The organism is Marinococcus tarijensis (assembly GCF_054971385.1).
On sequence record NZ_JBQOJA010000024.1, the window covers coordinates 34,805 to 44,853 of the forward strand.

General features: G+C 49.0%; 8 protein-coding genes. 4 read left to right on the forward strand and 4 right to left on the reverse strand.

Features of this window, described 5'->3' with window-relative positions; genetic code table 11:
* Window positions 1–102: 102 nt before the first annotated feature.
* From ftsW to ACTTK7_RS13045, 3 genes are all read right to left on the reverse strand, one after another.
* A complete protein-coding gene (ftsW, locus tag ACTTK7_RS13035) occupies window positions 103–1,254 on the reverse strand; it encodes a putative lipid II flippase FtsW (protein ID WP_462868505.1) in 1,152 nt (383 codons plus the stop codon).
* Window positions 1,255–1,375: 121 nt separating this feature from the next.
* Window positions 1,376–2,980 (reverse strand): putative polysaccharide biosynthesis protein, encoded by a 1,605-nt coding sequence (locus tag ACTTK7_RS13040; protein ID WP_462868507.1) that lies wholly within the window; start codon window positions 2,978–2,980, stop codon window positions 1,376–1,378.
* Between the two features lie 147 nt (window positions 2,981–3,127).
* A complete protein-coding gene (locus tag ACTTK7_RS13045) occupies window positions 3,128–3,532 on the reverse strand; it encodes a secondary thiamine-phosphate synthase enzyme YjbQ (RefSeq protein ID WP_462868509.1) in 405 nt (134 codons plus the stop codon).
* 131 nt (window positions 3,533–3,663) lie between these two features.
* Between ACTTK7_RS13045 and ACTTK7_RS13050 the strand changes: the two genes are divergently transcribed.
* Window positions 3,664–4,959 (forward strand): BaiN/RdsA family NAD(P)/FAD-dependent oxidoreductase, encoded by a 1,296-nt coding sequence (locus tag ACTTK7_RS13050; RefSeq protein ID WP_462868510.1) that lies wholly within the window; start codon window positions 3,664–3,666, stop codon window positions 4,957–4,959.
* Window positions 4,960–4,981: 22 nt separating this feature from the next.
* Here ACTTK7_RS13050 and leuS read toward each other — a convergent pair whose 3' ends face one another.
* On the reverse strand, window positions 4,982–7,402 hold the full coding sequence (gene leuS / locus ACTTK7_RS13055) for a leucine--tRNA ligase (RefSeq protein ID WP_462868512.1): 2,421 nt from the start codon (window positions 7,400–7,402) through the stop codon (window positions 4,982–4,984).
* A gap of 366 nt (window positions 7,403–7,768) precedes the next feature.
* Between leuS and mnmL the strand changes: the two genes are divergently transcribed.
* The 3 genes from mnmL to ACTTK7_RS13070 are packed head-to-tail and all read left to right on the forward strand — an operon-like array spanning window position 7,769 to window position 9,939.
* The gene (gene mnmL / locus ACTTK7_RS13060) at window positions 7,769–8,737 is read left to right on the forward strand and encodes a tRNA modification radical SAM protein MnmL/YtqA (RefSeq protein ID WP_022795021.1); all 969 of its coding nucleotides are present in this window, start codon (window positions 7,769–7,771) and stop codon (window positions 8,735–8,737) included.
* Complete coding sequence (gene mnmM / locus ACTTK7_RS13065) at window positions 8,734–9,369, forward strand: tRNA 5-(aminomethyl)-2-thiouridylate-methyltransferase MnmM (protein ID WP_462868514.1); 636 nt, start codon at window positions 8,734–8,736, stop codon at window positions 9,367–9,369. Before mnmL ends, mnmM begins: the two co-directional genes overlap by 4 nt.
* Window positions 9,370–9,375: 6 nt before the next feature.
* On the forward strand, window positions 9,376–9,939 hold the full coding sequence (locus tag ACTTK7_RS13070) for a beta-class carbonic anhydrase (RefSeq protein ID WP_462868516.1): 564 nt from the start codon (window positions 9,376–9,378) through the stop codon (window positions 9,937–9,939).
* The last annotated feature ends 110 nt before the right edge of the window (window positions 9,940–10,049 follow it).

The following is a 10,049-nucleotide window of genomic DNA, read 5'->3' on the forward strand; positions in this document are numbered from 1 at the left end:
TTCCTCCAATACATTTCGATGAGTTTCGTTTTAACACCTTAAAGCAGGTGCCCGTCCACCGGTCTGAAAAAGAGACGTTGCTGTTAACAACGTCTCTTTACACTATGCGGAAGTTGGTTTATTGATCCCCTGATTCTGCACCCGGGCAAGCCGGTTGTTATTTCTGGAGATGTTTGCCAAAAGCCCAAGCATCGCCAGCGTTATTAATAAAGAGGATCCTCCGTAGCTCAGAAGTGGAAATGGCAGGCCGGTAATTGGCATCATGCCCGCTACGGCTCCAGCATTAATGACAGCCTGGCTGAGGAGCTGAAAAACAATACCAAAAGCAAGGAGAGTGCCAAATTGTCCTTTAGCGCTGAGCCCGATTTTTATGCCCCTCCAGGCGATAACACCAAGCAGCCCTACTACAAGCAGAACCCCAAAAATTCCGAGCTCTTCGGCGATAATCGGAATAATAAAGTCTGTGTGCGCCTCAGGAAGATAGTTCATTTTCTGGACACTTTCTCCCAGACCCACACCGAACAGCCCGCCGTGGGCAATCGCAATGTAGCCCTGAATAAGCTGATAACTCCCTCCGCCTACAGCATCTGCATTCGCAAAGGGGTCCATAAAGGATACCAGCCGGGCCAGACGGTACGGCTCTGTCAGCGCAATGTAAGCAAACAATGCTGCAGCCACTCCTCCGAGCATAAACATATGCCGGAACTTTGCTCCTGATAAAAAGACAATTACAATGGTTGTCATCATCAGGGCCGCAGCTGTCCCAACGTCAGGCTGCAGTACAATAAACCCAAGCAGCACGGCAACAACGACCAGCGGAGGCATGACTCCCTTCATAAACGAGTCAATATACTTTTGTTTCTGGGAATAAACCTGAGCCAGATAAATAATCAAACTCAATTTTACAAATTCCGCGGGCTGAATGTTTATCGGTCCAAAGCCGATCCAGCTTTTCGCCCCGTTTACTTCATTACCTATGACAAGCACGAGCATAAGTAAAAAAATGGATAACCCTATCAATAAAGGCGTTGTCTTTTTCCACTTTTCATAAGGCACATGCATCATGAAAGCAAACACGCCTATTCCTATAACAAAAAACATTATCTGCCGCTTAAGAAAAAAGGCCGCATCATCATAAGCCCTCATTCCGAGCGGAAAGCTTGCGCTGTACACCATAATAATGCCAAACAGCGTTAAGAGCGCGACCGCACCGATCAAGAGCCAGTCGTAATCTTTATATCTCCACGTTTTCATGTTTCACCTCTAATGCCGCGCTGTTTTTGGGCGGCTTGATGCGTTTGTCTCATTTCCATAAAGTGTATTAATTATATCACCATACCTGCCTGAACAAAAGATTAGAAAGCAGGAGTTTTCTCTATGCCGAAAAGCGTTTTCCAAGTACTTGTTCCGCCAGGCCACTCTTCATGGCAAGGGCCATAAAAAGCACACCGCCGACACCGACACTGATGATTTCCACCATAAATAAATCCAGCCAGCCGCTTCCGGCAAATAAAACCTCCATGCCGTTTCTTGTAATTAAGACGCCAATGCCCATTACTGCAGATAAAAGAACTACTGTACCTGCCCGGCGCGATACCCCTCCGAAATGAAAACCGGTAAACTTCGCAATCGCCCAGGCGTTAAATATTACTCCACATGTAAATCCAATAATCGTGCTGTAAATTCCGCCGACGGGTCCAAGAAGCAAAAGAAGGACGTACGCACTGATAATTTTCACCAGTAAACCGAGCAGCAGGGAGGCAATGGCATATTTCTGGCGGTTGATTCCCTGCAGCACTGCCGCACTCACTGAGAAAAGGGAGAAAACGATCGCCGCATACGCATAATGCTGCAGCACGTAGCTGCCTATTTCCAGTGATTCTGTTCCAAACAGCACACCAAATGTTGGTCTTGCAAGCAGCGACAGTCCGACTGCGGCAGGCACCGACAAAAACAAAATCACCTGGTACGTCTGCGTAATCTGGCGCTGAAGCAGATCCTGGTCATTGCCCGTAAAGGATTTTGTAATAGTTGGTATAAGGGTGATTGACATTGCGGTGGCGATTGCTACCGGTATGAGAATCAGCTTATGTGAAGACCCTGCGAACACTCCGTAGGCGGTCTGAATCTGCCCGGACGTCCATTCCCCGGTCTGCTCCAGCGCCCGGGTGAAGGTGAACATGTCCACCATCTGAAACAGTGGAATGGCCAGTCCGACGAAGGACAGCGGCAGCGCGTATCGGATCAGTTCACTGTACATGCTTGTTAACGGAAGGTCACTCGATACCGTGCTCCCAGCCTGTTCACGCTGCAAAAAGCGCTGTCTTTTTTTCCAGTAAAAAATCAGCACGGCCATGCTGGCCAGACCCCCGACAAACGCTCCGAAGGTGGCAAAGCCAATAGCTGTTCCAAGATTTCCATCGACAGCATAAAGAATAAACAAAGCCATAGCCAAAATGAATACTATCCGGACAACCTGCTCTATAACCTGGGAGACCGCTGTCGGTCCCATCGACTGGTGGCCCTGAAAAAACCCTCTCATGATTGCCATCGTTGGAATTATCATTAAAGCAAAGCTGACCATGCGGATCGTAAATACAATATCATCTGACGTAAAAGCTTCACTCGAGTCAAACGATATTAAATTTACGATAAGCGGAGCACCGAAAAATAAAATAAGGAACGCGGCTATCCCGGTAAGAGTCATAAAAAAAAGACCCGACTTAAACAACCTTCGGCCTGTTTCAAAATCCCCCATCGCGTTATATTTGGATACAAACTTTGACATAGCCATTGGTATCCCGAGCGTGGCTACACTAAGCATTAATGTGTACGGCTGGTAGCCGTATTGATAAAGTGCGATCCCCTGCTGGCCAACCATGGCTGCGAAAGGAAATATGTAAATCATTCCTAAAAATTTTGAAATAAACGTCGCTATGCTTAAGAGAAGCGTTCCCCGCAAAAATTTTGAATCAGACATTCTTATGTTCAGCTCCATCGTGTAATCGTCTTTTGCTCTCTATGCGAATTTTACCATACTATTTTCCATTCTGGCGTCCCTTTGCCTGAAAATTAATACCGGAGGCAAAAGAAAGCGCCCGTTCTGGATAAACGGGCGTGCTTTTTATTATACGTCACTTAATCCTTTAATATAAAACGTTCGCTTTCGCGGACCGTCAAATTCACAAAAATAGATGCCCTGCCATGTCCCCAGCACGAGCTCTCCCTGCTCTACAATGATTGTCTGCTGCGTCCCCATCGTACTTGCTTTTAAGTGCGAAGCAGAGTTCCCTTCGGCATGCCGGTATTTTTCATGCTCCCAGGGATACACTTCATCGAGACGCATAAGCATATCACGCTGGACGTTTGGATCAGCGTTTTCATTTACAGTAATTCCTGCCGTCGTATGCGGCGAATAGACGATCACCGCCCCGTGGTCGAGTCCCTCCTCCTTCACATACGTACGGATCTTCTCAGTAACATCTATCATTTCTGCATGTTCATTTGTAGGTAGTTCAAGCTTTCGCAGCATTGGAGCCGCCTCCTTTATCCTTGTGTAAAAATAAATTTTCTCTTATGATACAATACAGCTATTATAACCGATTACGAAGCATTTTAATCTTCATAAGCTATGCTTCGCAGTCGTAAGGAGAGAATAAATAAATGACGAATGTCATTGTTATCGGCGGTGGCCCGGCAGGCTTAATGGCTTCGGTTGCTGCTGCAGAGAACGGCGCCGATGTTACATTAATAGATAAGGGAACCAAGCTTGGAAGAAAGCTCGCCATTTCCGGCGGCGGCCGCTGCAACGTCACTAACCGTATGGAACGAAAAGAGCTGATCGAACACATTCCCGGCAACGGCAAGTTTATGCACAGCCCATTTTCCATCTTTGATAATGAAAATATTATCCGTTTTTTTGAAAATCTTGGTATCGACCTGAAGGAAGAAGACATGGGCCGGATGTTCCCTATTAACGATAAAGCAGTTACTGTCGTGAATACGCTGCTTGACGAAATGGAACGGCTCGGGGTCCAGACACGGACCAACACCAAAGTCGCTTCCATCGATTACGGCAGCGCCCAGGTCCAGGGGCTTTATTTAGAGGACGGCACCTACCTTCAGGCTGACCGCGTTATTATTGCCTCCGGGGGTAAGTCCGTACCAAAAACCGGTTCCACCGGAGACGGCTATCCCTGGGCGGAGGCGGCCGGGCATACAATTACGGAGCTGTATCCAACGGAGGTGCCTATTACTTCTCCCGCCGCTTATATCCAGGACCGTACGCTTCAGGGAATTTCGCTTTCCGGCGTTGCCCTTACTGTTTACCGGCCGGGCGGCAAAGCTATTAAAACCCACACCGGTGACATGATCTTCACCCATTTTGGAGTTTCCGGACCAATCGGCCTGAGATGCAGCCAGTATGTAGTGAAAGCCTTAAAAAAATACAAAGCCGACCAGATAGAGCTCGGCCTTTCCCTCTATCCCGAGGAAAACCATGAATCCATGTTTCAGCGCCTTGTCTCGCTGAAAAAAACACATGAAGCAAAAACGGTTAAAAATGCCCTGAAGGGGCTTACCACGGAACGACTGCTGATGTTTTTCCTGCAGGAAGCAGGCATTTCCAGCACGATGACCATCGGTGAGGCTGCGAATAAAAAACTGCGTGCCCTCGCTCTCTTTTTTACCGATTTTCGTTTCCCGGCAGATGGAACGCTTTCCATCGAAGAAGCATTTGTAACCGGCGGCGGGGTATCCATCAAAGAAGTGTTTCCAAAACGGCTTGAATCCAGGCTGAAAAGCGGATTATTTTTCTGCGGTGAAATTTTGGACATTCACGGATACACCGGCGGCTTTAATATCACCTGCGCCTTCTCCACCGGCTACACCGCCGGAAAGTCGGCATCTGAGCAGTCTGCTGCGCAATCCGAAACGCCCCCTTCCTATTCAAAAAGCTGACCGCTTATGCGGCCAGCTTTTTTTAATTAGCTACAATATTTACAAGCTTCCCTGGAATGGCAATGACCTTTCGCACTGTCTTGCCTTCAAGCTCCTGCACAATCTTTTCCTGTTCCATTGCCGTTGATTCAAGATCCTTCTCATCAGCATCTCTTGGCACAACTGCTTTTGCCCGGAGCTTGCCGTTAACCTGAATGATAATTTCAATTTCCTCTTCAATAAGCATCTGCTCATCGTGTACTGGCCAGCTGCTTCGTGAAATCGAACGCTCTTCCCCGAGACGGCTCCACAGCTCTTCGGACAGGTGAGGAGCGATAGCGCTCAACAGCTGCAGAAACCCTTTTAATTCCTGTTTCGGCAGCGTCTCCTGCTTGTTCGCTTCGTTGACAAAGACCATCAGCTGACTGATACCGGTATTAAACCGCAGTTCAGTGAATTCTTCGGTGACCTTTTTCACTGTCTGATGATACGTACGTGCAAACGATTCCGATGCTTCCTCCTCCCGAATCTCCGGACGGATAGAGCCTTCGTCGGTTACAATTAAGCGCCAGACCCGGTCCAGGAAACGTCTCGCTCCGTCCAGGCCGCTGTTGGACCAGGCAATTGAAGCGTCAAGCGGGCCCATGAACATTTCATATAACCGCAGCGTATCTGCCCCGTGGGTACGAATAATTTCATCCGGGTTCACGACATTCCCTTTTGATTTACTCATTTTTTCATTGTTTTCCCCGAGAATCATTCCCTGGTTGTACAGCCGCTGGAACGGCTCTTTTGTAGGTACTACTCCGATATCATATAAAAACTTGTGCCAAAACCGTGCGTACAGCAGATGAAGCACTGCGTGTTCCGCGCCGCCGATATATAAATCAACCGGCAGCCATTTCTCAAGCGCTTCTTTGGAAGCAAGCTCTTCATCGTTATCCGGATCAGCAAAACGCAGGAAGTACCAGCAGCTGCCGGCCCACTGCGGCATAGTGTTTGTTTCCCGGCGTCCCTTCATGCCTGTTTCCGGGTCAGTGACCTCCAGCCATTCCGTATTGGTGGCAAGCGGCGATTCGCCGGTGCCTGAAGGACGGAACTCATCCATTTCCGGAAGCTCGAGCGGCAGTTCTTCTTTCGGAAGCGTCGTCATCGAACCGTCCTCCCAGTGAATAACCGGAATCGGCTCTCCCCAGTACCGTTGGCGGCTGAAGAGCCAGTCACGCAGACGGTAGGTTGTTTTTTTCCGGCCAATATCTTTTTCTTCAAGCCATTCGAGCATTTTTCCAATAGCTGCGTCTTTATATAAACCGTTCAGAAACTCGGACCTTACGTGCGGTCCGTCCTCAGTATACGCTTCTTTGGATGTGTCTCCGCCTTCAACTACTTCCACAATCGGAAGATCAAATGTTTTCGCAAATTCGTAGTCCCGCTCATCATGCGCTGGCACAGCCATAATCGCTCCACTGCCGTATGTAGCGAGAACGTAATCAGCAATCCAGATCGGCATTTGTTCACCATTCACCGGGTTGGTCGCGTAGGAGCCTGTAAATACGCCGGATTTTTCCTTTTGCAGCTCTGTGCGTTCAAGATCACTTTTCATAGCTGCCTCGTGCTGGTACTTCTCTACAGCTTCCTTCTGCTCCGGCGCAGTAATTTCCTCTACATACTCATGCTCCGGGGCAAACACACAGTAGGTCGCACCGAACAATGTATCCGGACGGGTCGTAAATACATCAAACGAAAGATCCTTCCCTTCAACGTGAAAGGTCAGCTCCGCTCCTTCCGAACGGCCGATCCAGTTGCGCTGCATTTCTTTAATGCTGTCCGGCCAGTCCAGGCCGTCCAGGTCTTCAAGCAGACGATCAGCATAGGCTGTAATCTTGAGCATCCACTGCTTCATCGGCCGGCGTTCCACCGGATGTCCGCCGCGCTCACTTTTCCCATCGATCACTTCTTCATTGGCGAGAACTGTTCCAAGCGCCGGGCACCAGTTGACTGGCACTTCGTCAATGTACGCAAGACCATGTTCATACAGCTTTGTAAAAATCCACTGGGTCCATTTGTAGTAATCGGGGTCTGTCGTGTTAATTTCTCTCGCCCAGTCATAGGAGAATCCCAGTTCCTTAATTTGGCGTTTGAAATTGGCAATGTTTGCCTGGGTGAATTCCCGCGGGTTTTTCCCGGTATCGAGTGCAAATTGCTCCGCCGGAAGGCCAAAAGCGTCCCAGCCCATCGGATGCAGCACATCGTAGCCCTGCATGCGTTTCATTCTTGAGGTGATGTCTGTTGCTGTGTAGCCTTCGGGGTGGCCTACGTGCAGGCCGGCTCCGGAAGGATAAGGAAACATATCCAGTGCATAATATTTCGGGGCGCCGGTATCTGCGTTGGATACGGCAAAGATTTCATTTTCCTCCCAGTATGACTGCCATTTAGGTTCTATCTGTTGGTGGGGATATGCCATGATTGTCGTTCCTCCTTTAAATAGTTGGAGCATCTGTACTGATTTTATCTGTAAAAAAAGCCTCTCTCCCAGCTGGAAAGCAGGGACGAGAGGCTTAAATTCCACGAAACAAACGGCGGGACGCGCACACGCCACTCAAGTGCGTTTCCGACTCTGACGCTTCGCTCACCCGTTTTCGTCAAGCGTCTGCTGGGTGCATAACGATAAACAAAGTACGCCGATATTCAATACTTGATATTTTATGAATTTATCCCCCTGCTGTCAAGCCTTTCTACGTGGTTCTTTTCCTTTGCACTTTGGGAATACAGGCAAAACATGCTAAAATGAGAAGGAATATTTTACGCACGATGGAAGGAGAGGCTCTTCATGAGCTCGGAATTATCTAACGAACAGCCGCTTGTCTGGGGAGAGAAGCGGTACCATACATGGAATCATCACTTAAAGGAATCATTCGGTCATAAAATCTTTAAGGTGCCGCTCGACGGTGGGTTTGATTGCCCGAACCGTGACGGAAACGTCGCCCACGGCGGCTGCACGTTCTGCTCTGCGGCAGGCTCAGGGGATTTTGCCGGCAACCGGGCCGACGATGTGGTCACCCAGTTTCATGAAATTAAGGACCGCATGCACAAAAAATGGAAAAACGGAAAATACATTGGCTATTTCCAGGCATTCAGCAATACTTACGCCCCCGTGGAAGAACTGCGGGAAATGTACGAAGCAGTACTCGCCCAGGATAACGTCGTCGGTCTTTCCATTGCGACGCGCCCGGACTGCCTCCCGGACGATGTAGTCGAATACCTGGCCGAGCTGAATGAACGCACCTATCTGTGGGTGGAGCTCGGGCTGCAGACGGTGCATGAAACGACTGCTGAAACGATCAACCGGGCACACGATTTTGAGTGCTATAAAGAAGGCGTGGACAAGCTCCGCAAGCATAACATCCGCGTATGCTCCCATATCATTAACGGCCTTCCACAGGAGGACCATCAAATGATGATGGAAACGGCCCAGGCCGTGGCTGATTTGGACGTTCAGGGTATTAAAATTCATCTGCTCCACCTGCTGAAAAAGACACCGATGGTCAAGCAGTATGAAAAAGGAATGGTGGAGTTTCTCGGCCGGGATGAGTACGTCAGTCTTGTCGTGGATCAGCTCGAAATTCTGCCGCCTGACATGCTCATTCACCGGATTACCGGTGACGGCCCGACCGAGCTTCTTATCGGACCGATGTGGAGCGTGAACAAGTTCGAAGTACTAAATGAAATTCATAAAGAACAGGTTCGCAGACACAGCTGGCAGGGAAAATATTATCAGCCTGCCCCGGCAGCTCTATGACTCTGCCGAAAGCCGTGGCTTTCGCCCATTGGATGATTGCACAAAATATCCGTCCCGGAGACACCGTGATTGATGCCACCTGCGGAAATGGCGGAGACACCGCCTTTCTGGCAGAGGCGGTGTCCCCTTCCGGGCATGTGCATGCCTTTGACATTCAAAGCGAAGCCATCCAGGCTACATACGCACGATTACAAAAGAGAAGCCTGGAGTCATACGTCACGCTGCACCACTGCAGTCATGAATACGCAGCGTCTCTGCTCACTGATAAGGAAAAAACCGGCATCCGTGCAGCCATTTTTAACCTCGGTTATCTGCCGGGGAGCGATAAACAGATTGTGACATCTGCTTCCTCTACAACTGCAGCGGTGCTTTCTTATCTTCATACCTTCCCGTCAGGCGTTCCGGTTATCGTGGTCATTTATCACGGCCACCCGGGAGGAAATGCAGAACGTACAGCCGTTGAGAACCTTGCTGCTGAATTTTCGGAAGACGAAGTACGGGTGCTGCGGTACAGCCTGGACTTTCAGGAAAAGGCGCCCCCTTATGTGTTAACCTTTGAAAAAACAGCAGAAGAAACTCCTTATTTATCCAGGTTAGTTCAAGCTTATTCACATATATCTACGAAGGGATGATGAATCATGTCAGAAGTGGTGAAATCTATTTTAGAGCACAATCAGCAGTTTGTTCAAAACAAAGAATATGAAGCTTTTCAAACGGATAAATTCCCAAATAAGCGTATCGTCGTTTTAACGTGCATGGATACCCGGCTCATTGAACTGCTCCCTAAAGCTATGGGCATCCAGAATGGGGATGCAAAGCTGATCCGTAACGCCGGGGCAATGATTACGGATCCATATGATAGTATTACCCGCAGTATTCTGGTTGCCCTATACGAATTAAAAGCAGAAGAGGTCCTGATTGTCGGCCATTACGGATGCGGCATGACTGGTCTTCAGGCCGGCCAGGTACTTGAAAAAGCGTACGACCGCGGAGTTTCATCCGATGCAGAGGCAGTGATGCATGCTGAGGGGGTCTCCGTGCACGAATGGCTGCGCGGCTTTTCGGATGTGGAGGACAATGTGCATCAATCAGTCCAGGTTATGAGAAATCATCCGCTTCTTCCACCGGGAACCCCAGTGCACGGCCTTGTTATTTCCCCGGAGACCGGAGAACTGACGTCGCTTGATACGGCTGATATATAAACAAAGAACCGCCTTTTCTTTTTTGGAGTGACCTAAATAAATGAGACAGATAAAAGCACCTCTCACGTCGTATTCGTAGTAGGATCGATAGATGGAGGTGTTTTTCTTAT

Bases quoted from the DNA above. Each gene is read 5' to 3' on its own strand.
- mnmL (WP_022795021.1), top strand. From the start codon at position 7,769: ATGAGCTCGGAATTATCTAACGAACAGCCGCTTGTCTGGGGAGAGAAG.
- leuS (WP_462868512.1), bottom strand. From the start codon at position 7,402: ATGGCATATCCCCACCAACAGATAGAACCTAAATGGCAGTCATACTGG.
- mnmM (WP_462868514.1), top strand. From the start codon at position 8,734: ATGACTCTGCCGAAAGCCGTGGCTTTCGCCCATTGGATGATTGCACAA.
- ACTTK7_RS13070 (WP_462868516.1), top strand. From the start codon at position 9,376: ATGTCAGAAGTGGTGAAATCTATTTTAGAGCACAATCAGCAGTTTGTT.
- ftsW (WP_462868505.1), bottom strand. From the start codon at position 1,254: ATGAAAACGTGGAGATATAAAGATTACGACTGGCTCTTGATCGGTGCG.
- ACTTK7_RS13050 (WP_462868510.1), top strand. From the start codon at position 3,664: ATGACGAATGTCATTGTTATCGGCGGTGGCCCGGCAGGCTTAATGGCT.
- ACTTK7_RS13045 (WP_462868509.1), bottom strand. From the start codon at position 3,532: ATGCTGCGAAAGCTTGAACTACCTACAAATGAACATGCAGAAATGATA.
- ACTTK7_RS13040 (WP_462868507.1), bottom strand. From the start codon at position 2,980: ATGTCTGATTCAAAATTTTTGCGGGGAACGCTTCTCTTAAGCATAGCG.